Genomic DNA, 22,930 nt, shown 5'->3' with positions numbered 1-22,930 from the left:
GGATATTATTTTATTAATATGATACTTGATAAAGAAAAATTTGTTGAAAAATGCAATGTTTTGTGTCAAAATACATTGATGCAAACTTTAAAAATAGAGTTTATAGATGCGGGAGAAGATTATCTTGTAGCTAAAATGCCTGTAGACAGTAGTGTACACCAACCAATGGGATTGTTGCATGGTGGGGCTACTGTAGCTTTAGCTGAAAGTGTAGGAAGTGCAGCATCATTGATGTTTATAAATCTAGATAAACAGGAGGTCAGAGGTATAGAAATATCTGCTAATCATTTAAAAAGTAAAAGGACAGGAATGGTAACTGCAACAGCTAAATTACTTCATAAAGGAAGATCTTTGCATTTATGGGAAATAAGAGTTGAAGATGAAAATAAATCGTTGATCTCATTATGTAAACTAACAAATATGATATTACCTAGAAGAGAGCAGTAGTTTGTTTTTTTGGGGTAGTGTTTCAACTAAGTAATAAAATTAAATGAAAAGCATATTTGAAAGGGTGAGAATTCAACAAAAAATGAATTTACCATTTGTTGTATATCGTAAACCTAATACGAAAACATTAGTAGGGATTTTTCAAGAAAACGATCATATTTATTTTACAGAAGATTTTGTAGAAGAAGCCTTTGTTTTTGCTCCTTTTAGTGGAGTGCCTATAATTTTTCCATTGGAAAAATCTGAAATAAAATACAACTCCGTTTATTTTGATCATCAAATACAAGAATTAGATGCTAATATTTTAGAAGATCAAGTGCAAAAACAACGTTTTATGGAGTTAGTTCAAAATGGGATACAAACCATAGATGCTGGTGTTTTTCACAAAGTAGTACTTTCAAGGACAGAAGAGGTTCAAATAGATGATTTTAATTTATTTGAAACTTTTGAAAATATCCTTTTTAAATACCCTTCTGCTTTATGTTATGCTTGGTATCATCCAAAGATTGGATTATGGATGGGGGCAACTCCAGAAAAATTATTTAGTATTAAAAAAAATGAGTTCCAAACTATGGCTTTAGCGGGGACTCAAGTTTTTAAAAATGAGCAATATAATGTGGTATGGGGTGATAAAGAGAAGAAAGAACAACAATTTGTAACTGATTTTATAAAAAACGAATTAGAGACTATAGTTGATGATCTTCATGTTTCAGAAGCTTATACAAGTAAAGCAGGAAATTTATTTCATCTAAGAACAGATATTAAAGGATTTATTAATACTACTGTTTTAAAACAACTTATAAATGTCTTACATCCAACTCCAGCAGTATGTGGAGCACCAAAGAATTTAGCAAAAGCTTTCATAGAAAAATCAGAAGGATATGATCGAGAGTTTTATACTGGATTTTTTGGAGAATTAAATTTTGATTTTAGTACAAATGAAAAATCAACTGATTTATATGTTAATTTAAGATGTATGAAGGTTTCAGAAAAAAAAATAAATTTATTCATGGGATGTGGAGTTACAATAGGTAGTAATCCTGAGTTAGAATGGTACGAAACGCTCAATAAGAGTAAAACTATGCGAGTAATTATAAACAATTCTAAATAATAATAATTCAAATAATGAAATTAGATATATTAGCATTCGGTGCTCATCCTGATGATGTAGAATTAGGTTGTGCAGGAACTTTGGCAAAAGAAGTTAGTTTAGGTAAAAAAGTAGGTGTAGTAGATTTAACGAGAGGAGAGCTAGGTACACGTGGTACAGCTGAAATTAGAGATTTAGAAGCTTCAAAATCAGCTCAAATTTTAAAAATACAAATACGAGAGAATTTAAACTTTAGAGATGGTTTTTTTAAGAATGATGAATACCATCAAATAGAAGTTATAAAAATGATTCGTAAATATAAACCTGAAATAGTATTGTGTAATGCTGTTGAAGACAGGCATATAGATCATCCAAAAGGAAGTAATTTAGTGTCTGATGCTTGTTTTTTATCAGGATTACAAAAAATAAAGACAGAGTTAGAGGGGCAGTTTCAAGAAGCTTGGCGTCCTAAGCAAGTATACCATTATATACAATGGATGAATATAAAACCAGATTTTGCTGTTGATATTTCAGGGTTTATGGAATTAAAAATGCAATCTATTTTAGCTTATTCATCTCAATTTTATGACCCTAATTCATCAGAACCAGAAACTCCTATAACCTCAAAAAACTTTTTAGATAGCGTTCAGTATCGAGCACAGGATTTAGGAAGATTAATAGGAACAAATTATGCTGAAGGATTTACAGTAGAAAGATGTTTGGCTGTCAGTACTTTAGATAATTTGTTATAATTTTTTAATAAAATTGTTTGCAAAACTAAACTTTTGTAGTATATTTGCACTCGCAATACGGAAGTGATTGGTGTTGTGTAAAAATGGTGATTGTAGCTCAGTTGGTTAGAGCGTCGGATTGTGGTTCCGAAGGTCGTGGGTTCGAGACCCATCATTCACCCCAAGTAACGCTTACAGCGTTTTTTAAAAAGATATATAATGGTGATTGTAGCTCAGTTGGTTAGAGCGTCGGATTGTGGTTCCGAAGGTCGTGGGTTCGAGACCCATCATTCACCCTAGTTTTTTAAAGTCCCGCTCTTAGAGCGGGATTTTTTTATTTTAATATTTCTCTAAAAAGATAAACTCCTAATTCTTGAAATATTAAAATAAATCATATTAAATTTTTACTTTAATCATATAGTCAGTTATAACTCAAAAAAAGTATTAGTTATAATATTAGAATTGCCCCAGTAAAAATGAATATAAGATGCTATAACATTCTTTAATTTATAAATAGGAGTAGTTACTTCTGTTCCTTTAGCATTAAAAACCTTTCCTATACTTAAGATGTTATTTTCTTCAATAACTTTAGAATAGTGAAATTCATGTCCTTTAATAATTTTATTATCAAGTTGTACCTCCCTATATCCTAAAGAAAGTTTAGCTTTTTCCATTGATGTTTTTATAGGTAAAAAACCTACCATTGAATATTCAACTCCTTCATTATTAATAATTTGATTACCTAAGTACATCATACCACCACATTCTGCTATTACTCTTCCTCCATTAGAACAAAAATTTAAAATAGATTGGCGCATAGAAGTATTCACAGTTAAGTTTTCTAAATATAATTCAGGATAACCCCCAGCTAAATAGAGGATATCAGCATTAGGCATTTTTTTATCATTTAGAGGGCTAAAATAGATAACTTTTCCAATGTTTTTTAAAGCTTTTATATTTTCAAAATAAGTAAAATTGAAAGCATCATCATTTGCTACTGCTATAGTATAATTTTTTGAAAAAGATGATTTTGTTGTTTTTAAGTTTATTAATTTTTTTTCAATAGGAACATTAGAAATATTTGTATTACAAATACTTAAGATACGATTTATATCAATAAATTTTGCTAAGTGCCTAGCTGCATTTTCTATTATTGATTCATAATCATTTTCTGGGGATATAAACAATCCTAGATGGCGAGAAGGGATTGCTATTTCTGAATTAGAAGGAATATATCCCAAAGCTTCAATACCTACATCATCACAAGCATCTTTTAAAAATGAATAATGACTTTCTGTATTTACAAAATTAAAGATGACTCCAGCAATTGTTATATTTGGATTAAAATGCTTTAGTCCAAATAATAACGGAGCTATGCTATAGGCTATAGATTTAGCATTAACTACTAAAATAACGGGAATATTCAGTAAAATAGCTATTTCAGCACTACTTCCTTGCATACGATTAGCACCATCAAAAAGTCCCATTACTCCTTCAATGATAGAAACATCAGCATCTTTATTATATTCATTATATAATGATTTAACATGCTTTTCACCCATCATATAAGTATCTAAATTAATACTTATTTGACACGCTGCTTTTGTGTGGTGTTTTGTATCAATATAATCAGGTCCACATTTGAACGGTTGGACTTTATATCCTTGATTTTTTAATAATCGTAATAAACCTAAAGTAATGGTCGTTTTTCCAGAATTACTAGAGGGTGCTGCTATAAGAAATTGTGGTTTCATAATTTCAAAGATAAAAATCAATTCCCAATTTTTATCTTTGTAACCTTATAAAGAAACAGAAAATGACAATTAAGATTACTACTTACGCTAAAGTGGGGGAGCTCATACAAGGGGTCTTTGATATGAATCAACCATTTTTAGTAAGCAATAAGTCTTCTAAAATATTTAAAACCAATACTATTGTAAGTATAAATCCTATAGATAATGAAACAATCTTAGATTTTAAATCTAGACAAGCATTAGAATTATTTCATACATTAATAAAAGAAAAAAAAGGACTCTTATTAATCCGATATACTTTTATCAAGACCGAAACTTTGAAGAAGGTAAAGGATTATCTTCTAGTTCAACGGATATATTAAGTCTTTTGTTAGCTTTGAATCAATTGTATAAAACACATTACACAAATTCTTTTCTTTATAAAATAGCATCTCAAATAGATCCTACTGATCCTTGCCTAGATCAAAATTCTTTATTGTTTAATCAAAAATCAGGTGAAATTATAGAAAACCTTCATGTTATTCCTTATGTTATGTTGTATTTTGATTCAGATCCTGATAAAGATGTTGATACTGTTAAAATATCACGAGATAGAAAATATTCTGAAAATCAAGTAGAAGAGTTTAAAAAGCTTTATTATAACTTAAAAATAAGTATGGAAAGAGGGTATTATACAACATTTTTTGAATGTGTTACACGAAGTGCAGTTATTAATCAAGCTATTTTGCCTAAAAATAAATTTGATGTATTATACCATTTTGCCTTAGCAAATAATTGTGGTTTATTTGTAGCGCATAGTGGAACATATATGGGGTTACTCATAGAACCCTATCGTTTAGAATCGATCGAAAAAGAAGTTAGCGATTTAGTAGCTAAACATTGGCACACAAAGCTAATTATTGAATAAAATTTATGCAAAAGTTACGTCCTATAATGTTTGTTGGTACAGCCTCTGATGTAGGTAAAAGTATCATTAATACTGGATTTTGCCGTATTTTTAAACAAGACGGTTATACACCAGCCCCTTTTAAGTCGCAAAATATGTCGCTTAATAGTTTTGCTACTCCAGACGGACTTGAGATAGGTCGTGCGCAGGCGGTTCAAGCAGAGGCTTGTGGCATAGCTTGTAGTACTGATATGAATCCTGTTTTATTAAAACCTACAAACGATAAAAGTTCACAGGTGGTTTTAAATGGTAAGCCTTTAGGGAATCAATCTGCGTTTGATTATTTTATGGGGAATGATAAAATGGAATTGCTCAAAGAAGCTCAAGCGGCTTATGATCGATTGAGTGAAAAATACAACCCTATTGTGTTAGAAGGAGCAGGAAGCATATCCGAACTAAATCTAAAACATAGAGATATTACCAATATGCGTATGGCAAAATATGCTAATGCAATGACTTTTTTAATTGCAGATATTGATAGAGGGGGTGTATTTGCTAGTGTTTATGGAAGTATAGCATTATTAACACCCGAAGAAAAAGTTTTAATAAAAGGAATTATCATTAATAAATTTCGTGGAGATGCACGACTTTTTGAAGAAGGAAAAAAATAATAGAGGAGCTTTGTGGTATTCCTGTGGTGGGCGTTGTACCTTATCGAGGGGATATTTATATAGAAGAAGAAGATTCAGTAGGACTCCAACATAAACGTTTCGCTACAGTTGATGATAAAATAAATATTGCCGTTATTTTACTGAATAGATTATCTAATTACACCGATTTTAATGTGCTGGAACGTCAAGAAAATGTAAATCTATTTTATACAAAAGATCCTTCGGAAATAGAAAAAGCCGATATTGTAATTCTTCCAGGGAGTAAAAACACCATTTCTGATTTGATTGATATTAAAAATAATGGCGTTGCCAAAGCCATTATTAAAGCGTATAAAAATAACAAAACAGTTATAGGAATTTGTGGCGGTTACCAAATGATGGGACAAATTGTGGAAGATCCTAATCATATAGAAGGAACAGTCGAAAGTATGTCAGGATTAGGCATACTACCTATAAAAACAGTGCTTAGCTCAGAAAAAACCACCCGACAGGTACAATTTCAATTTAAAAAATACCCCGAAATATGTGAAGGGTATGAAATACATATGGGGATTTCGACTATGGAAAATGAGGGATTTGATCTTAACTGTTTTGATAATGATAACAAGGAAGGCTATTATCTATCAGATACTTGTTGGGGTACGTATATTCACGGTATTTTGGATAACGAAATAGTAATTCAAGATTTACTTTCGCAAACAAAAAAAGAAGTAGTAGCAACTTCTTTTGATTATAAAACTTTTAAAGAAGAGCAATACGATTTATTAGCTCAGCATTTAAGAGAGCATATAGATATCGAATATATTTATAACGTTCTTAAACAGACAGAAATATGATTTTAGGACACGGTGATGATGGGTATTTATTTAACGGAAAAATAAAAGTAAATTTTAGTTCCAATGTTTTTTATGATGGACCACCTAAAGGCTTGCAAGAACACCTTATGTTACAATGGGACAATATTGCTCGTTATCCAGAAGCTAATGCCGAATCGCTACAAAATGAATTAGCGAAATGGCATCGGTTGGAACCGCAACAAATTATAGTGACTAATGGAGCTACCGAAGCCTTTTATTTACTGGCTCATTTTTTACAAAAGAAATCGGCTACTATTATAATTCCGTCGTTTGCAGAATACAATGATGCTTGCCAAATTCATAACCTGTCATTAAATTTTGTCAATTGGTCAGAAATCACCGAAACGAGTCGGTTTGCTACTGATGCTCTGTTTTTAGGAAACCCAAATAATCCTACGGGCTTGTTGCTTTCTAAAAACGTTCTTTCTTCGTTGTTACAAAATAATCCAGAAACCCTCTTTGTTATTGATGAAGCTTATGTTGATTTTACGACCCATCCAATTTCTATGATCGATGAAATTACCAATTTTTCAAACTTAGTAATAGTAAAATCGTTAACAAAAACGTATGCTATTCCAGGTTTACGATTGGGTTATATTATTAGTCAAAGCCAAAATATACAAGCCATAGAAAAAAATAAAATGCCTTGGTCTGTTAATACATTTGCCATCGAAGCAGGGAAATATATTGTAAAAAACGCATCAAAGTTGTTATTACCCATAGAAAAATTAATGACCGATACAGCTCATTTTTACAATGCTTTACAACAAATTGAACATATAGAAGTCTATCCTACAAATACTAATTTTTTCTTGTGTAAAACCCAACTAAAAACGGCTTCTAATTTAAAAGAATACCTCTTGCATAATCATCAATTACTCATTCGTGATGCCAGTAACTTTAGAGGACTGTCTGCACACTATTTTCGAGTAGCGACTCAAAAACCTTTGGAAAACCAATTATTAATTGATACAATTTGCCAATGGACAATGCTGTAATTTTATTTTCAATTCCGTTGCTGTTGGGGTATTTATTCGACCTACTTTTAGGAGATCCAAGAAAGTTGCCACATCCTATTCGGCTTTTTGGGAATCTTATTTATTTTGGCGAAGGTATTTTAAATAAAGGGAGTTTTAGAATAGCAAAAGGAGTGGCACTAACCCTGTTGTTATGCACTGCCGTTTTTACTTTTTTTTATTTTATTTCTAATTTGTTGTTTGCACTTCATCCGCTGTATTATATACTTTTTACCACCGTTTTTGTTTTTATGGTCTAGCCAATAAAAGTCTTCTTCAAGAAGGAAAGGAAGTGTTTACTACCCTACAAGAAAAAGGATTAGAGGCAGGAAGAAAACGATTAGCTTGGATAGTAGGAAGAGATACTACATCACTAACTGAAAATCAAATACGAATTGCCGTTTTTGAAACCTTATCAGAAAACTTGAGCGATGGTGTTATTGCCCCTCTCTTTTATTACGCTCTAGGCGGATTGCCTTTTATGATGGTTTATAAAATGATAAACACCTTAGACTCAATGATAGGCTACAAGAGTGATAAATATTTCTATTTTGGAAAATTTGCTGCTCGATTAGATGATGTTGCAAATTATATTCCAGCTCGATTCACTGCTTTTTTGATGATTGTAATTAGTGGAAAACTTGATTTATTTTTTTTTGTATTGAAATTTGGAAAGCAACACGCCAGTCCTAATTCAGGTTATCCGGAAGCCGCCTTAGCAGGAATTATGAATTGCCGTTTTGGAGGACCTAATACCTATCACGGAAAAATAGTTGATAAACCATTTATTGGAACAAATCCTAGAACTATTGCACATTCTGAAATAAAAAGAGTAAGTTGTATAAATCATTCCGTTACTTTTCTTGCTATTGTTGTCATATTGATAATAAACGGTATAGTTTTAGGTTGTTTTTGATAATACTTCAGTAGAAATAAGTTTTTTATAAAAAACGCTCTGCTTTTTTGTATTTTCGTACCCGCAAATGGTTGAGGCTGTCCAAAAAGTCAAAAATCAACACACAGTTTGTCACTCCGACGTTAGGAGGAGTCTCATAATCAATATTATGTCATTTCTCCCTTTGGTCGAAATGACAAGATTGCGGACTTTTAGGACAGCTTTATTAAAAGGGAATCCAGTGTAAATCTGGGACAGTACCCGCTGCTGTAAGTTCTAAAAAAAGATTATAACAAAAGGCCACTATTTTCATTTAAAAAGAAAACGGGAAGGCGTTATAATTAGAACAAGTCAGAAGACCTGCCTTTGCATTGATTCGCGGCTTTCGGAGTAAAGGCTAACGAGTGAATGTAATGCTTCCCTTATTTCACACGTCCTTTTTCTATGGTCGCTAATAATCAGTTAACGGGATTATTAACGAAAAAAAAAATTAACATGTCAAAGGATCTATCAAAGATTAAAAAAATCATTTATTTATGTAATGGTACTTGTTGTACTGATAATGGAGCAGAAGAAAATATTCAAACACTCCGAAAAAGTCTAACAGAACAAGCACTTAATGAAGAAATTCATACGATTAGAACCAAGTGTCAAGGTTTTTGTAAAAAAGGCCCTATCATAAATATTCAACCTGAAAATACTTGGTATAAGGAAATGAATGTTCAAACTTCAAATGATTTAGTTACTACTCATATTTTAAAAAATACGAAACTAAATGATCACTTGCTTTTTTCTTCAAGTAATACGATTGAACAACTTATACCTAAAAAAAATAAAACTCATATACTAACAAGATTATTTAATATAATTTGTTTTTCGTTACTACTATTTTTATCTCCTACTTTACAATCACAAAGTACTATTAGTGGTTATGTTATAGATGCAACGAATCAAAATAAAATAGAAGGAGCCACTATAAGAATAAAAGAATCAGGTCAAAGTACCATATCACAAGAAAATGGAGCTTATAAAATAGAATCTATTTCAGAAGGAGCTAAGACAATTATTATTTCTCACATGGGATATAATTCGCTTAATTTAAACCTTAATTTTAAAAAAACGAACAAAAAACGCTTAATATTACCTTGTTGCATAATGTGATGAACTTGGCGGAATTAGTTATTTCAGCTTCATCTATTAAAAAACAAGAAAATAAAATAGATCAAATAAGCTTACAATTACAACCTATAAAATCAGCTCAAGATTTACTAAGAGCCGTTCCAGGGCTATTTATTGCACAACATGCTGGAGGAGGAAAAGCAGAACAAATTTTTGTTAGAGGAATAGATAATGATCACGGAACTGATTTTTCTATTCAAATGGATGGAATACCTGCAAATATGCCTTCTCATGCACATGGTCAAGGATATGCAGATATGCACTTTATGATTCCTGAAACTATAGGTTCAGCTAATTTTTTTAAAGGACCTTATGAAGCAAGTCTTGGTGATTTTTCCGTAGCAGGAGCAGCCCAATTTAATTCTAAATATCGTTTAGAAAAAAATATGATCAAGCTTGAATCAGGCTTGTTTAATACCCAAAGAGCTTTAGCTATGATACAAGTTTTAGATCAAAAACATTTAGTTTCAAAATGGAATGACAATGCTTATTTTGCATCAGAATACAATTATACAGATGGTTTTTTTTGAAAGTAAATTAAAATTTAAACGTTTTAATTTTTTTGGAAGATATAATGCCCAATTAACAGAAAAAACTTCATTATTGTTGTCAGGATCGTATTTTTCTAGTAGTTGGAATGCTTCTGGTCAATTACCTTTACGAGCAATAGAAAAGGGTTTGCTATCTAGATATGGTTCTTTAGATGATTCTGAAGGAGGAATAGCGTCAAGAATTAATGCAAATATAATTTTAGATACTAAATTCAGTGAAAATCAGTCTTGGAAAAATCAATTATATTACTCTAAAAATATTTTTGACTTATTTTCAAATTTTACCTTTTTATGAATGATCCTATTAATGGAGATGAAATATTACAATGGGAAAAAAGAGATTTATTCGGTTTTAAAAGTACTTACAGTAGATTAGATAATATAAGTTCAACAAAATTATCCTCTGAAGCAGGATTAGTTACCCGAACTGACATTTTAGGATTAGGTAGAGATTATGTTTTAAGAAGAGGATTTTTAAGTAAAGCAGCAAACGATCATTTAGCAATTACTAATTATAGTTTTTATTTAGATGAAGATTGGCAGTTTGCACCAAAATGGTCTCTTAAATTAGGTTTTAGAAATGAACTTTTTGATTTTTATTTAAATGATAAAATGAACAATGATAACTCTGGTAGAAAAAAGGTTTATCGTTTCAATCCAAAAGCACAATTATATTTTAATCCTACTACTAATTTTACAGTATTTACAAAATGGGGTATAGGATTTCATTCTAATTATGTACATACAGCCGTTAGTAAAGATCCTGTAGCTGATAATCCTGTTCCTCAATCTGAAAGTCTTGATTTGGGTTTTATTATAAAATTGTATAAAAAATCTATCTTTAGCTTTACGTCTTGGTGGACAGACAGTGGTTCAGAATTTAAATTTGTTTCAGATGATGGAAGCTTTGAAAATTTAGGTCGAACTAGAAAATACGGAATAGATGCGTCTTTAAAAATTCAATTTGCAGATTTTCTATGGGCAGATACTAATCTAAATTACGCCTATAGTTTTTTGAGAGATGCTCCAAAAGAAGAAAATTTTATTCCTTTAAATACTAGATGGAATTCAACCGGAGGATTAACGCTAAAATTAGAAAATGGGATTAATGCTAGTTTACGCTATCGTTTTATGGGTAAACGCCCTGCTATTGAAGATGGATCTGTATTTTCTAAACCCTATACCATAGCAGATTTAGTGATCAGATATACTAAACCTAAATATGAAGTTAGTCTTTCTACTGAAAATATATTAAATATTAAATGGGATGAAGCACAGTTTTATGACAAATCACAATTAAAAAATGAAGTAGAACCTGTTATGGATTTTCATAATACACCAGGGACTCCTTTTTTTGTAAAAGCCAGCTTTTCCTATTTCTTTTAATCTTAGATAATAAAAACAATGGAACTACTTAATAATAATTTATCGGCTTTATTAATCCTATTTATTTTAGGTTTACGACACGGCTTAGATCCAGATCATATTACTGTAATTGATAATTATACGTATCGCTTACATGAAAATAAAAATTCTTGGTCTAGATGGGTTGGAACGCTATTTACTTTAGGACATGGTGTTATGGTTACTTTAATAGCTTTAGCATTAAGCTATTTAAAGAATAATTTCGAAGTTCCTTCTTCAGTTGATTTTTTACTTAATTGGTTACCTATGTTCTTATTATTTGTAATGGGAGTAAGTAATATAATTTCATTATTAAAATTTAAACCAACCAATTCTCTTAGTTTAAAAAAATATCTTATACCTAAATTTTTAGATAAAAACTTAAGTCCCATTACAGTCTTTATAACAGGAGTAGTTTTTGGATTTATATTTGATACCTCTTCCCAAATAGCAGCTTTTGGCTTGGCTGTTTCTGGAACCCATCATTGGTTATTCTCAGTTATAGGAGGATTTATTTTTTCTATTGGGTTAATGTTTACAGGAACCATTGATTCCTATTTATTGAGTAAACTATTAAAAACATTTGATCGTACAAATATTCAAAAACATCGTTTTAAATTAAATATACTTATTACAGTAATGTGTTTTATTATTCCTATTTATAAATTAACCACTGTTTTTAATCCTAGTTTAGAATTAAATGATTTGCAAAACAATATAGTAGGTTTAGGATTTCTTGGAATCATTCTTTTACTATATTTTGATTTGTATCTTCGCTCTCAAAAAAGAATAAAAGAAAACTAATGAAAAGACAAAAAATAAGTATATTAGGTTGCGGTTGGTTAGGTTTACCTTTAGCCGAAAATTTAGTGAAAAAAGGTTTTTACGTAAATGGTTCTACAACCAGTTATGATAAAATAACTTTACTAAAAGAAAAAGGAGTTCAACCTTATCTTATTTCAATAACTAATACCGCTATTGAAGGTCCAGAAATAGTAAATTTTCTAGATTCTGATATTTTAATTATTAATTTCCCGCCTAAGCGAAGAGCAGATGTTATTGCTTTTCACACAGGTCAGATAGAGCAATTATTATCTGAAATTTTGAAAAGTAATATTAAAAAAGTGCTTTTTATAAGCTCTACTTCTGTATATCCTGATACTAATGGAGTTGTGACTGAAACAGAGTTACAATTACCTGAAAAAGAGAGCGGAAAAGCATTGCTTTTAGTAGAAAAAATGTTACTCGAACAAACTCAATTTGAAACTACGATAGTCCGTTTTTCAGGATTAATTGGCTATGATCGTATGCCAGGACGTTTTTTAGCAGGTAAGAAAGAGGTAGAAAATGGTGAGGCACCTATAAATGTAATTCATCAAGATGATTGTATCGCTATTATTGAAAACATTATAGAAAAAGAAATTTGGGGCGAATTATTTAATGCAAGTACAGATATACATCCTAAAAGAAGAGAATATTACGAACTAGCAGCTGAAAAAATTGGGTTAGAAAAGCCTACATTTGCTACCACTCAAAATTTGACATATAAAATTATTAATTCAGAAAAGTTAAAAACACGATTAAACTATCAGTTTAAATATCCTAATCCGTTGGATCTATTAAATGAAGAGTAGTATATGGATTTACAAAATAAAAAAGAAAAGACCATAAGTATTGTGGGTGCAGGACCTGGCGATGCTGAATTGCTTACTGTAAAAGCTGTAAAACGCATTCAAGAAGCAGAAGTGATATTATATGATAATTTAATCTCAACAGAAATTTTAGATTTAGCTTCAACTCATGCTCAAAAAATATATGTAGGTAGAAAATATGGTGATGTGCAAGACGCTATGGAACGACAAGATACCATACATGAACTTTTTATTAAGTATGCAAAAGAAGGAAAAAAATTGTACGTCTTAAGTCAGGTGATTCCTTTATTTATGGTAGAGTAGCGGAAGAAATTCGTTTTTTAACCCAAAATGCAATTTCTTTTGAAGTAGTACCTGGAATTACCTCAGGAATAGCAGCGGCTAACTCGCAACATATTCCACTTACAGAACGTAACAAAACAAACTCTGTATTATTTTGTACAGGGCATACAGCTACTTACGATTTTGAGCAATTAGAAGCATTAGCGAATATGCTCAAAACAGGAACTACACTCATTATGTACATGGGGTATAAAAATTTAAAAGAAGTGATTGCAACTTTTAAGAAAATTACACCTCATGAAATACTTTACATTTCGGCAGTTTCTAAAGTTTCTCAAGAAGAAGAAACAATTTTTAGCGGAACTTTAGATGAAATGGAACAAAAATTAAAATTAGAAACAGTTCCTATGCCTGTAGTGTTTATAGTAGGAAAATATGCTTTTCCTATAGATAGTAATCCGATTAAAATTATAGAAGAAAATGAATGCTAAAAAGGAATTCTAATTTGCGGACACGGCAGTCGTGATCCCGAAGGTGTAACTGGATTTAAAGAATTAGTACGTCTTTTAAAATTACGTTATCCTAACTATGAAGTAGATTACGGGTTTCTAGAATTTTCTCATCCAGTATATGCTGCCGCTGTAGAACGTTTGTATACAAATGGAGTACGTGAAATTATTGCTATTCCTGCAATTCTTTTTGCTGGAAGTCATGCAAAAAACGACATACCATACGAAATGAATGCAATACAAAGTCAGTACCCTGATTTAAAAATTACATTAGGGAAACATTTTGGAATCACTCCTTCTATATTGCAACTTTCAAAAAAATTAATAGAAAACATAGAGGTAACCTTGCCCAGTATTGATAGAAAAGAAACCTGCTTGTTAGTAGTAGGTCGTGGTACTGCCGATCCTGATGCTAATTCAGATATTGCAAAAATGACCCGAATGCTTTGGGAAGGTATGGGTTTTGGCTTTGCTACAACTACATACATAGGAGTTACACAACCTTTATTAAATGATAGTTTAGTTTTAGTAGATAAACTCCCTTTTAAACGAGTAGTGGTTTTACCAGTGTTTTTATTTACAGGAGTTTTATTAAAAAAATATATTCGCAAGTAGAAACATTTGCTCAAAACGCTTCTAATGAATATCATTATACAGCTTCTTTTGAATGTGACGAATTGTTATTACAAACGATAGACGAACGTATTGCTGAGGTAGAGCAAGGAAGTCCTAATATGAATTGTCAGTTGTGTAAATACCGTACACAAATAATTGGTTTTGAAGAAGAAGTAGGCAAAGAACAAATAGGACATCATCTAGCGGTAAAAGGAATTTTGTTTGAAGAAGAAGAAAAAATTACAACTAAAAAATCAAGTTTTTCAGGATTAAAAAAACTTTTAGGAATTTAAAGCTCGTTCATAAAGATATAATTCATGAAAAAAGGAAAGATTTATGCCGTTTCGTTAGGGCCTGGTGATCCAGAATTGATTACGTTGAAAGGATTAAAAATTCTAGAAAAGGCGGATAAAATTTATTATCCAGGTTCTTTATTGACTAATGGGAAAACAACAAGCTTTTCGTTACCTATTTTACAATACCATCAATTAGATGAACGTAAATTAGTTGGGATGTTTCTTCAAATGTCTGATGATCGCTCACAAGCTGAAGCTACTTATTGGGCTACTTTTCAATCCATCGTACAAGACTATGATAAGGGGTTGACTATTGCTTTTGTAAGTGAAGGTGATAGTTTGTTTTACAGCACCTTTGCTTATCTTTTGGAACATCTACAAAAACACCAGTTAGAGGTCGAAATTATAGCAGGAGTTCCTTCATTTATCTTAGGAGCGGCACAACATCAAATGCCTTTAGCTATTTTAAATGAAAAGATTGTTATTATCCCAAGAATCCAGCATATAGCTGAATTAGAAAAATCATTACAAGATAATGATACGGTGGTTCTTATTAAGATAAGAAGTGTCTTTCATAAATTAAGTTCTTTTTAGAATCGAATAATTTAACCGTTTTATATTGCGAACGATTAGGCACCACACAGCAATACATTACCACTAATTTAGAAGATATTAAAAATAGAGAGATTCCTTATTTCTCTTTGTTAATTATAAAAAAAGAAAATGAAATTAAGCGTAGTAGGCATAGGCCCTGGAGGACAAGAATATATTTTACCTTTTGCACAAAGTGTTTTAGCAGATGCCGATGTGGTTATAGGTTATCATTATTATTTTCAATTTATTGAACACTTGCTAAAAGAAAACTGTGAGTGTATAGGTAAAGAATTAACCGAGGAAGAAGCACGTGCTGTTTTAGCAGTCAATGCCTGTGAAAAAGGGAAACACGTAGTGGTAATAAGCTCAGGCGATGCGGGAATTTATGCAATGGCATCTTTAGTTTATCAATATGCCAGTACACAAACAGATAAGGATATAGACTTACAAACTATTCCAGGAATTAGTGCCTTTATTGCTTCAGCAGGAAAATTAGGAGCGCCACTAGGACACGATTTTTGTTGTATTTCATTATCTGATTTAATGACTCCTTGGACAACTATTGAAAATAGAATTTATGCCGCTGCTAAAGGTGATTTTGTAACTTCATTATACAACCCAAGAAGCAAAAAACGTTTTTGGCAACTCGATCGATTAAAAGAAATTTTCTTAGAATATCGTAATCCAGCTACACCTGTAGCGATAATCCGCCAAGTAACACGCCCTGACGAACATATTACTATCACCACTTTGGGTGAATTTGAAACCGAAATGGTGGATATGTTTTCGCTGGTAATGATAGGAAACTCACAAACCTATCAGTTCAAAAATTTCTTGGTGACACCTAGAGGATATTTGGCACGAAAACCACATACTGGACAAGAAATTCAGGAGGAAAGTTTTCGTCAAATAGAAGGAAATTTACAACGAAACGATCTTGCTGAAAATGATAAATGGGCAGTAATGCGTTGCATTCATACCACTGCCGATTTTGAATATGAGGATCTTTATATAGCTAATGGAGATGCTATAAATAGATGGAATACTTATCTTAAAAACGGTGGCACTATTATAACCGATGTTACAATGGTACAATCAGGTATTACCAAAGCGTTTTCAAAAGAATATAATAACCAAGTGCTATGCTATTTGAATGATCCTGAAGCAACCGCTTTAGCCGAAAAAGAGAATATCACACGTAGCCAAGCAGGAATTAGATTAGCCTTACAAAAACATCCAGAAGCTTTGTATGTTATAGGTAATGCTCCTACAGCCTTATTTGAAATTTGCGAACAAATAATAGAACAAAAATGTAACCCTATAGGAGTTGTAGGTGCTCCAGTAGGATTTGTTAATGTAATAGAATCAAAATTAAAGTTACAAGCTTTGTTAACCATTCCTTATGTTATCATCAAAGGGCGTAAAGGAGGAAGTAATGTAGCAGCAAGTATCGTGAATGCAGCTTTTACAGTACATACAAAAAATAATTATCAGGATGGAAAAAGGGAAGTTGTTTAGTAAACAAGAGGCTGCTCTTTTAGAAGAAATCATTGTAAACAGAAGAGATGTTCGGGGTACTCGATTTTTAAATAAGGCTATTGAAAATGATTTACTAGATAAATTATTATTTTCCGCATTACACGCACCATCGGTAGGATTTTCTCAACCGTGGGAGTTTGTAATTATAAAAAATACAAGCATTAAAGAACAAATAAAACAAAGTTTTGAAGAAGAAAATCATAAGGCTTTAGATTATTTTAAAGATGAAAAACAAGAAGAATATATTAAACTAAAATTAGAAGGAATTTTAGAAGCACCTATAAATATAGCAGTATTCTATAAACCAGCCGAAAAACCAGTACTTGGTCAAACGAGTATGCCTGAAATGGGTTTATATAGTGTGGTTTGTGCCGTTCAAAATATGTGGCTTACCGCTCGTTCTTTAAATATAGGACTGGGATGGGTAAGTATTTTAAATGAAGAAAAAGTGAAACATATTTTAACTGTACCTAACGAAAATAAGTTGGTAGCTTATTTATGTGTAGGATACGTTGATAAGTTTTATACACAACCTGAATTAGAAACCCTTAAATGGGAAAAGAGAAAAGAAAAAAACAGCGTGGTTAGAACGATTGATTAACGAAGTACAAATTATGAATAACAATAATTTACCTTATACAACACCCGTTGAAGCCTGTACTTTACCATTTTCATTGGTAAAATATTACGTTATTGGTATTTCAAATAATCCACAAATGGATTTAAGTGCTGAGGTAAAAAAAATAGTACAGCAACATCAGGTTTTCTCAGGAGGAAAAAGACACTATGAACTAATAAAAGAGTTTTTGCCTACTAACCATCAATGGATTGAAATTGCAAAAGAAATGTCAGTTCTTTTTGAAACGTATAAAAAAATAGAACAACCAATAGTTGTTTTTGCCTCAGGCGATCCTTTATTCTATGGTTTTGCAAATACAATCAAAAAAAATGACCCTACGGCTAGAGTTCAAATTTACCCGCATTTTAATAGTTTGCAATTATTGTGTCAAAAAATACCATACCGTACCAAAATATGGTAAGTACTTCGGTTCACGGACGTTCTTGGAAAGAATTAGACATAGCACTTTTACAGCAAACTAATTTGATAGGAGTGTTAACAGATGCCACAAAAACACCTAGTGCCATAGCACAAAGAATGCTTGACTATAATTTTGATAATTATACAATGATTGTAGGAGAAGCTTTAGAAGGTGAAAATGAAAAAATATCTTCTTTGAGTTTAAAAGCTGCCTCCCTACAAACATTTGATGCACTCAATTGTTTGTTGTTACTAAAAAAAACTGAAAAGAAAAAACAGTTTGGTATCAAAGATGCAGCCTTTATAGGCTTAGAAAATCGTCCAAATATGATTACTAAAATGCCTATACGATTAATAAGCCTTTCGCAATTAGATTTGCCTAATCGAAAGACTTTTTGGGATGTAGGCTTTTGTACAGGATCAGTTTCTATCGAAGCAAAAACACAATTTCCACATTTAGATATTTTTGCTTTTGAAATACGAGAAGAGTGCAGCTCCATTTTTGATGAAAACACAAAAAAACATTCCACACCAGGAATCAATAAATTAATAGGTGATTTTTTTGAAATAGATTTAAACACAGTTACCGCTCCTGATACCGTTTTTATTGGTGGACACGGCAACCGATTAGAAGAACTTATCTTGTTAATCGATCAATATCTAGTAGCAGGCGGAAGAATCGTAATGAATACAGTAAAAAATGAAAGTAAGGAAGCTTTTATTAAGTGTAGTAACAAAATAAACTATCAGTTACTTGAATCTATAGAAATTACCTTAGATAAACATAATCCAATTACCATATTAACAGCAGAAAAAAGAAAAAATGAATAAAACAGCCATCATAGCAAGTACAGATAAAGGTGTAGAACTTGGATTAATCATTCAAAAAGAATTTCAAAAATCAATAGTAGTTTCTACTAGATCTCATAGCAAGGTTACTCAAATAGAATCTATCCATTCTTTTTTAGAAAACAATTTTTCAAAATTTGATTCTTTTGTTTTTATTGGTGCATTAGGAATTTGTGTAAGAAGTATTGCACCTTATATTGAAAATAAAACAAAAGACCCCGCTGTAATAAATATTGATGATGCAGGTACTTTTGTTCAAGCTGTATTATCAGGACATTTAGGAGGTGCAAATGCTTTAACCCAAAATCTTTCTAAAGTTATAGGGGCACAAGCAGTTATTACCACCTCAAGTGATACACAAAATATTTGGGCATTAGACACTTTACCTGCAACTTATAATTGGAAAAGTAAAAGTAGTATCGAAATGAATAAAATCATTTCCTTATTTGTGAATAATAAACCTACCGCCTTATTATTAGATATAAAAGATAAAGGATGTACATTCTTAGAAAGGAATAAACCTGATTTTGTAACTATACATTATCGATATAACGATATTGATTTTTCTAAATATGAATTATTAATTGCAGTAACCTATAAGGTATATGAAGCACCCATACCAGCCTTATACTATTATGCGCCCGTAATAACTATGGGAATGGGTTGTTCACGTGGTATTGAATACGATTTGTTAGAAAATTCATTTAGAAATCAATTGCAAGAACAACATATAGCAGTTGAAGCTATAAAATCGTTAGGTTCTTTGGATGTAAAACACGACGAAGAGGCTTTTATAACTTTGGCTACTACTTTAAAAATTCCATTTATCACTTTTACGGCAGAAGAATTGAACTCAAAAAATGCCATAAATCCATCGGAAGTAGTAATGAGTAAATTAGGAGTTTATAGTGTTTCCGAAGCAGCAGCGATGCTATTAGCACAAAACAATGAAGTAATTTTAGAAAAGAAAAAAATACATTTATCATCAGGTAAAAAACACACCATTGCTTTATCATTAGATGCCAAAGCACAGCGCAAAGCTGAAATTATCATTGTAGGGGCAGGTCCAGGAGCAGCCGATTTAATTTCTGTAAAAGGAAAAGAATTATTAGAAGATGCCGATTTAATTTTATATGCAGGGAGTCTTATTCCTATAGAATTAACACATTATGCTAAACCAAGTGCAATTGTACGTAATTCGGCAAGTATGACTTTGGAAGAACAAATTGAAATAATGTGTGAGCATTATGAAAAAGGAAACTTAATTGTTCGTTTACAATCAGGAGATCCTTCTATATATGGAGCAATTCAAGAACAGATGACAATTTTTGATGAAAAAGGAATGGAATATTCTATTGTTCCTGGAATTTCCTCTTTTCAAGCAGCAGCAGCCTATTTAAAATCAGAATTTACCATTCCAGAAGTAGTACAAAGTATTATCCTTACCAGAGGAGAAGGAAAAACACCACTTCCTGAAAATGAAAAATTAAACGAAATGGCAAAACATCGAGCAACGATGTGCATCTTTTTGAGTGCTACAATTGCTAAATCAGTTCAAGAACAATTATTAGAACATTATCCCGAAGATACACCTGTAGCGGTTTTATACCGAGTTACTTGGCAGGACGAAAGAGTATTTGTGGGCAAACTCACAGAATTAGCTCAAATTATTCGTGATAACAAACTAACATTAACCACTTTAGTAATTGTAGGAGCGGCCATTGGAGCAAGAAAAAATCGTTCGTATTTATATAGTCCAGAATGGAAACATATTTTTAGAACTGGAAAAGAAGTGAAAATAAATAATAATTGACAATGGACAATTAGCAATGAACAATGGATAATTAACAATGGACAATTAACAATGGACAATTAACAATGGACAATTAACAATGGACAATTAACAATGGACAATTAACAATGGACAATTAACAATGGACAATTAACAATGGACAATTAACAATGGACAATTAACAATGGACAATTAACAATGGACAATTAACAATGGACAATTAGCAATGAACAATTAACAATGGACAATTAGCAATGAACAATTAACAATTAACAATGGATAATTTAAATTACACGGTATCTAATAATTGTCAATTATCAATTATCAATTATCAATTATCAACTGTCAATTATAAATTTTCAATTAAAAAAAAATATGATATTAGTTTTTGGTGGTACAACCGAAGGAAAAAAGTAGCAAAGTGGCTTGAAAAACGAGCTTTGCCTTACTTTTATTCTACTAAAACGGAGATTGAATTTGATCAAGGTCAATTCGGACACTACCGTTTTGGTGCATTCACTACGACCGATTTAATTTCGTTTTGCCAAAAGAACCACATAAAAACAATCATTCACGCTTCACATCCATTTGCTGAATTATTGCATCAGTGTATAGAAGAGGTAAGTACTGTTTTAGCAATTCCAGTATTTCGTTTTGAACGAGCTTATCCAGAAAGAATAGTTTCTAAAGAAGTTAATTATGTAAAAAATTATGAAGAAGCTATAAATTATTTGCATACTCATACTTTTTCTAATTTACTAGCATTGACAGGTGTGCAAACTATTGAAAAGCTAAAACCTTATTGGGAAAAACACACCACTTACTTTAGGATTTTACCTAGAGAAACTTCTGTGACTATAGCTGAAAAAGTAGGATTTCCAAGCCAAAATTTAATTTTAGAATTTCCTAATACTAATATAGATGATGAAATTGCAACGATAAAAAAATACAATTGCGAGGCAGTCATTACTAAAGAAAGTGGAGAATCAGGATATTTGTCAGTAAAGATAAACGCAGCAAAATATTGTAATATTCCTATAATAGTTATAGAAAGAAAACCTTTGCCAAGTAGTTTTATACTCGTTTCCAATGAAAATGAATTGTTTAACTCTTTACTTATAAATCAATAAAATGGCTCTACTACCCGTTCCAGAAGGTCCTTTACGCAGTGGTTATACAACTGGTGCTTGTGCAACGGCTTGTGCTAAAGCCGCATTGATAAGCCTTTTGGAACAAAGAGAGATAAACGAAGTAGAAATTACATTACCATTAGGCGAAAAAGTAAAATTTAAAATCACTTCTTGTGTTTATACTTCCGAATATGCTACCTGTACTACTATTAAAGATGCTGGTGACGATCCTGATGTTACGCACGGAGCTACGATTGGTTGTATCATTTCATTAAATGAAAGTCAGGAGGTTCTTTTTAAACAAGGTAAAGGTGTGGGCGTGGTTACTTTGCCTGGACTTGCTATTAAAGTAGGTGAACCTGCTATAAATCCTGTCCCTAGAAAAATGATTACCGATGCAATACACTTCGTAAAGCATACAAAGCAATGTAATAAAGGTGTAAACGTGGAAATTTTTGTTGAAAATGGAGAAGAAATTGCAAAAAAAACACTCAATGCAAGAATTGGCATTTTAAACGGAATTTCAATTTTAGGAACAACAGGAATTGTGAAACCATTTAGCGCATCGGCTTATATAGCTAGTATTACACAAGGTATAGATGTTGCCTTAGCTAATGGTTGTAATGAAATAGTTATCAATTCTGGTGGTCGTTCAGAAAATTTATTAAAAGCACAATTTAACCATTTACCAGATTTTGCTTTTATTCAATACGGAAATTGGATAGGTGAAACTTTGACAAAAATAAATTCGGTAGCACTCCAAAAAGTAACTATTGGAATAATGATTGGTAAAGCGGCTAAATTAGCACAAGGCGAATTAGATACCCACAGTGGTAAATCGACTTGGGATAAAGAGTTTATTTATGAAATGGCAAAAAAGTGTGGTTATACTAACGAACAATGCGCTCCAATTTTAGATTTGAATATGGCTAGAAGACTTACTGAGATTTTTGATTTTACAGCGGAAGAACCATTTTTTAAATCTTTACAAGAACATTGTTATACTGTTTGTAAATCCCATATTCCAAAAGTAGAACTAAAGATTCTTTTAATTGATGCAAATGATAAGATAATAGATGTTAACTAAATGATTATTAGTTAAATAATGATATGTGAAAATAATAAAATAATAGGTTATTTATTTACAAATAA

25 protein-coding genes, 2 tRNA genes, 2 pseudogenes and 1 riboswitch are annotated in these 22,930 nt (G+C 31.4%); of the genes and pseudogenes, 28 read left to right on the top strand and 1 reads right to left on the bottom strand.

Features of this window, described 5'->3' with window-relative positions:
• Positions 1-18 precede the first annotated feature (18 nt).
• The 5 genes from JJC03_RS16140 (at position 19) to JJC03_RS16120 (ending at position 2,565) form a co-directional block, all read left to right on the top strand.
• Positions 19-447: a PaaI family thioesterase gene (locus tag JJC03_RS16140; RefSeq protein ID WP_088399321.1), complete on the top strand. Its 429-nt coding sequence runs from the start codon at positions 19-21 to the stop codon at positions 445-447.
• Between the two features lie 82 nt (positions 448-529).
• Positions 530-1,558 (top strand): chorismate-binding protein, encoded by a 1,029-nt coding sequence (locus JJC03_RS16135; protein WP_088399323.1) that lies wholly within the window; start codon positions 530-532, stop codon positions 1,556-1,558.
• A 14-nt stretch (positions 1,559-1,572) separates the two neighbouring features.
• Positions 1,573-2,289: a bacillithiol biosynthesis deacetylase BshB1 gene (gene bshB1, locus JJC03_RS16130; protein WP_088399325.1), complete on the top strand. Its 717-nt coding sequence runs from the start codon at positions 1,573-1,575 to the stop codon at positions 2,287-2,289.
• A gap of 86 nt (positions 2,290-2,375) precedes the next feature.
• Positions 2,376-2,452, top strand: a tRNA-His gene (locus JJC03_RS16125).
• 37 nt (positions 2,453-2,489) lie between these two features.
• Positions 2,490-2,565, top strand: a tRNA-His gene (locus JJC03_RS16120).
• A 128-nt stretch (positions 2,566-2,693) separates the two neighbouring features.
• Here the strand turns inward: JJC03_RS16120 and JJC03_RS16115 are convergent.
• Complete coding sequence (locus JJC03_RS16115; RefSeq protein ID WP_235873693.1) at positions 2,694-4,022, bottom strand: cobyrinic acid a,c-diamide synthase CobB; 1,329 nt, start codon at positions 4,020-4,022, stop codon at positions 2,694-2,696.
• 62 nt (positions 4,023-4,084) lie between these two features.
• On the opposite strand from JJC03_RS16115, the gene JJC03_RS18395 reads away from it, so the two are divergent.
• The 23 genes and pseudogenes from JJC03_RS18395 (at position 4,085) to JJC03_RS16005 (ending at position 22,865) form a co-directional block, all read left to right on the top strand.
• Positions 4,085-4,384, top strand: coding sequence for a hypothetical protein (locus JJC03_RS18395; RefSeq protein WP_258931996.1), 300 nt, complete (start codon positions 4,085-4,087; stop codon positions 4,382-4,384).
• A complete protein-coding gene (locus tag JJC03_RS16110) occupies positions 4,267-4,929 on the top strand; it encodes a GHMP family kinase ATP-binding protein (protein WP_374226271.1) in 663 nt (220 codons plus the stop codon). Before JJC03_RS18395 ends, JJC03_RS16110 begins: the two co-directional genes overlap by 118 nt.
• 5 nt (positions 4,930-4,934) lie before the next feature.
• Positions 4,935-5,579: a cobyric acid synthase gene (locus JJC03_RS18390; RefSeq protein ID WP_258931994.1), complete on the top strand. Its 645-nt coding sequence runs from the start codon at positions 4,935-4,937 to the stop codon at positions 5,577-5,579.
• A gap of 26 nt (positions 5,580-5,605) precedes the next feature.
• A complete protein-coding gene (locus JJC03_RS18385; RefSeq protein WP_258931993.1) occupies positions 5,606-6,415 on the top strand; it encodes a cobyric acid synthase in 810 nt (269 codons plus the stop codon).
• On the top strand, positions 6,412-7,434 hold the full coding sequence (locus tag JJC03_RS16100; RefSeq protein ID WP_235873692.1) for a pyridoxal phosphate-dependent aminotransferase: 1,023 nt from the start codon (positions 6,412-6,414) through the stop codon (positions 7,432-7,434). The genes JJC03_RS18385 and JJC03_RS16100 overlap by 4 nt, the downstream gene beginning before the upstream one ends.
• A pseudogene (gene cbiB / locus JJC03_RS16095) lies at positions 7,419-8,368 on the top strand (adenosylcobinamide-phosphate synthase CbiB). The gene JJC03_RS16100 and the pseudogene cbiB overlap by 16 nt, the downstream one beginning before the upstream one ends.
• A 161-nt stretch (positions 8,369-8,529) precedes the next feature.
• Positions 8,530-8,729, top strand: a riboswitch (cobalamin riboswitch).
• Positions 8,730-8,842: 113 nt separating this feature from the next.
• Entirely contained in the window at positions 8,843-9,508 is a 666-nt protein-coding gene (locus tag JJC03_RS16090) for a carboxypeptidase-like regulatory domain-containing protein (protein ID WP_235873691.1), read from the top strand.
• Positions 9,508-10,056, top strand: a complete 549-nt coding sequence (locus JJC03_RS16085) for a TonB-dependent receptor plug domain-containing protein (protein ID WP_235873690.1) — start codon at positions 9,508-9,510, stop codon at positions 10,054-10,056. Before JJC03_RS16090 ends, JJC03_RS16085 begins: the two co-directional genes overlap by 1 nt.
• Entirely contained in the window at positions 10,043-10,372 is a 330-nt protein-coding gene (locus tag JJC03_RS16080; RefSeq protein WP_235873689.1) for a hypothetical protein, read from the top strand. Before JJC03_RS16085 ends, JJC03_RS16080 begins: the two co-directional genes overlap by 14 nt.
• Positions 10,369-11,463, top strand: a complete 1,095-nt coding sequence (locus tag JJC03_RS16075; protein WP_235873688.1) for a TonB-dependent receptor domain-containing protein — start codon at positions 10,369-10,371, stop codon at positions 11,461-11,463. The genes JJC03_RS16080 and JJC03_RS16075 overlap by 4 nt, the downstream gene beginning before the upstream one ends.
• A gap of 18 nt (positions 11,464-11,481) precedes the next feature.
• A complete protein-coding gene (locus JJC03_RS16070; RefSeq protein WP_088399339.1) occupies positions 11,482-12,285 on the top strand; it encodes a HoxN/HupN/NixA family nickel/cobalt transporter in 804 nt (267 codons plus the stop codon).
• The gene (locus tag JJC03_RS16065; RefSeq protein WP_088399341.1) at positions 12,285-13,115 is read left to right on the top strand and encodes an NAD(P)-binding domain-containing protein; all 831 of its coding nucleotides are present in this window, start codon (positions 12,285-12,287) and stop codon (positions 13,113-13,115) included. Before JJC03_RS16070 ends, JJC03_RS16065 begins: the two co-directional genes overlap by 1 nt.
• Before the next feature lie 3 nt (positions 13,116-13,118).
• Positions 13,119-13,906 (top strand): annotated as a pseudogene (gene cobA, locus JJC03_RS16055) (uroporphyrinogen-III C-methyltransferase).
• 6 nt (positions 13,907-13,912) lie between these two features.
• Complete coding sequence (locus JJC03_RS16050; protein ID WP_309597812.1) at positions 13,913-14,539, top strand: sirohydrochlorin chelatase; 627 nt, start codon at positions 13,913-13,915, stop codon at positions 14,537-14,539.
• Between the two features lie 62 nt (positions 14,540-14,601).
• Positions 14,602-14,832, top strand: a complete 231-nt coding sequence (locus JJC03_RS16045) for a hypothetical protein (protein WP_235873685.1) — start codon at positions 14,602-14,604, stop codon at positions 14,830-14,832.
• Between the two features lie 24 nt (positions 14,833-14,856).
• Positions 14,857-15,429, top strand: a complete 573-nt coding sequence (locus JJC03_RS16040; protein WP_235873684.1) for a precorrin-2 C(20)-methyltransferase — start codon at positions 14,857-14,859, stop codon at positions 15,427-15,429.
• Positions 15,430-15,558: 129 nt separating this feature from the next.
• Positions 15,559-16,947, top strand: coding sequence for a precorrin-3B C(17)-methyltransferase (gene cobJ, locus JJC03_RS16035; protein WP_235873683.1), 1,389 nt, complete (start codon positions 15,559-15,561; stop codon positions 16,945-16,947).
• A complete protein-coding gene (gene bluB, locus JJC03_RS16030) occupies positions 16,925-17,569 on the top strand; it encodes a 5,6-dimethylbenzimidazole synthase (protein WP_235873682.1) in 645 nt (214 codons plus the stop codon). Before cobJ ends, bluB begins: the two co-directional genes overlap by 23 nt.
• A gap of 13 nt (positions 17,570-17,582) precedes the next feature.
• Positions 17,583-18,008, top strand: coding sequence for a hypothetical protein (locus tag JJC03_RS16025; RefSeq protein WP_235873681.1), 426 nt, complete (start codon positions 17,583-17,585; stop codon positions 18,006-18,008).
• Positions 18,002-18,838, top strand: coding sequence for a precorrin-6Y C5,15-methyltransferase (decarboxylating) subunit CbiT (gene cbiT / locus JJC03_RS16020; RefSeq protein ID WP_235873680.1), 837 nt, complete (start codon positions 18,002-18,004; stop codon positions 18,836-18,838). The genes JJC03_RS16025 and cbiT overlap by 7 nt, the downstream gene beginning before the upstream one ends.
• On the top strand, positions 18,831-20,669 hold the full coding sequence (gene cobM / locus JJC03_RS16015) for a precorrin-4 C(11)-methyltransferase (protein WP_088399351.1): 1,839 nt from the start codon (positions 18,831-18,833) through the stop codon (positions 20,667-20,669). Before cbiT ends, cobM begins: the two co-directional genes overlap by 8 nt.
• A 254-nt stretch (positions 20,670-20,923) precedes the next feature.
• On the top strand, positions 20,924-21,778 hold the full coding sequence (locus JJC03_RS16010) for a precorrin-6A/cobalt-precorrin-6A reductase (protein ID WP_235873679.1): 855 nt from the start codon (positions 20,924-20,926) through the stop codon (positions 21,776-21,778).
• Between the two features lies 1 nt (position 21,779).
• Entirely contained in the window at positions 21,780-22,865 is a 1,086-nt protein-coding gene (locus JJC03_RS16005; RefSeq protein ID WP_235873678.1) for a cobalt-precorrin-5B (C(1))-methyltransferase, read from the top strand.
• The last annotated feature ends 65 nt before the right edge of the window (positions 22,866-22,930 follow it).

The sequence above is a fragment of the Flavobacterium oreochromis genome, assembly GCF_019565455.1.
In the GTDB taxonomy this organism is placed as follows: Bacteria; Bacteroidota; Bacteroidia; order Flavobacteriales; family Flavobacteriaceae; genus Flavobacterium; species Flavobacterium oreochromis.
Note: the sequence above shows the minus strand (reverse complement) of the source record. Positions and strands in the feature narration are given on the sequence as shown.

Coding starts and splice junctions, on each gene's coding strand:
- JJC03_RS16140 (WP_088399321.1), top strand. CDS start 19: ATGATACTTGATAAAGAAAAATTTGTTGAAAAATGCAATGTTTTGTGT.
- JJC03_RS16135 (WP_088399323.1), top strand. CDS start 530: ATGAATTTACCATTTGTTGTATATCGTAAACCTAATACGAAAACATTA.
- bshB1 (WP_088399325.1), top strand. CDS start 1,573: ATGAAATTAGATATATTAGCATTCGGTGCTCATCCTGATGATGTAGAA.
- JJC03_RS16115 (WP_235873693.1), bottom strand. CDS start 4,022: ATGAAACCACAATTTCTTATAGCAGCACCCTCTAGTAATTCTGGAAAA.
- JJC03_RS18395 (WP_258931996.1), top strand. CDS start 4,085: ATGACAATTAAGATTACTACTTACGCTAAAGTGGGGGAGCTCATACAA.
- JJC03_RS18390 (WP_258931994.1), top strand. CDS start 4,935: ATGCAAAAGTTACGTCCTATAATGTTTGTTGGTACAGCCTCTGATGTA.
- JJC03_RS16100 (WP_235873692.1), top strand. CDS start 6,412: ATGATTTTAGGACACGGTGATGATGGGTATTTATTTAACGGAAAAATA.
- JJC03_RS16090 (WP_235873691.1), top strand. CDS start 8,843: ATGTCAAAGGATCTATCAAAGATTAAAAAAATCATTTATTTATGTAAT.
- JJC03_RS16085 (WP_235873690.1), top strand. CDS start 9,508: ATGAACTTGGCGGAATTAGTTATTTCAGCTTCATCTATTAAAAAACAA.
- JJC03_RS16080 (WP_235873689.1), top strand. CDS start 10,043: ATGGTTTTTTTTGAAAGTAAATTAAAATTTAAACGTTTTAATTTTTTT.
- JJC03_RS16075 (WP_235873688.1), top strand. CDS start 10,369: ATGAATGATCCTATTAATGGAGATGAAATATTACAATGGGAAAAAAGA.
- JJC03_RS16070 (WP_088399339.1), top strand. CDS start 11,482: ATGGAACTACTTAATAATAATTTATCGGCTTTATTAATCCTATTTATT.
- JJC03_RS16065 (WP_088399341.1), top strand. CDS start 12,285: ATGAAAAGACAAAAAATAAGTATATTAGGTTGCGGTTGGTTAGGTTTA.
- JJC03_RS16040 (WP_235873684.1), top strand. CDS start 14,857: ATGAAAAAAGGAAAGATTTATGCCGTTTCGTTAGGGCCTGGTGATCCA.
- cobJ (WP_235873683.1), top strand. CDS start 15,559: ATGAAATTAAGCGTAGTAGGCATAGGCCCTGGAGGACAAGAATATATT.
- bluB (WP_235873682.1), top strand. CDS start 16,925: ATGGAAAAAGGGAAGTTGTTTAGTAAACAAGAGGCTGCTCTTTTAGAA.
- JJC03_RS16025 (WP_235873681.1), top strand. CDS start 17,583: ATGAATAACAATAATTTACCTTATACAACACCCGTTGAAGCCTGTACT.
- cbiT (WP_235873680.1), top strand. CDS start 18,002: ATGGTAAGTACTTCGGTTCACGGACGTTCTTGGAAAGAATTAGACATA.
- cobM (WP_088399351.1), top strand. CDS start 18,831: ATGAATAAAACAGCCATCATAGCAAGTACAGATAAAGGTGTAGAACTT.
- JJC03_RS16010 (WP_235873679.1), top strand. CDS start 20,924: ATGGATAATTTAAATTACACGGTATCTAATAATTGTCAATTATCAATT.
- JJC03_RS16005 (WP_235873678.1), top strand. CDS start 21,780: ATGGCTCTACTACCCGTTCCAGAAGGTCCTTTACGCAGTGGTTATACA.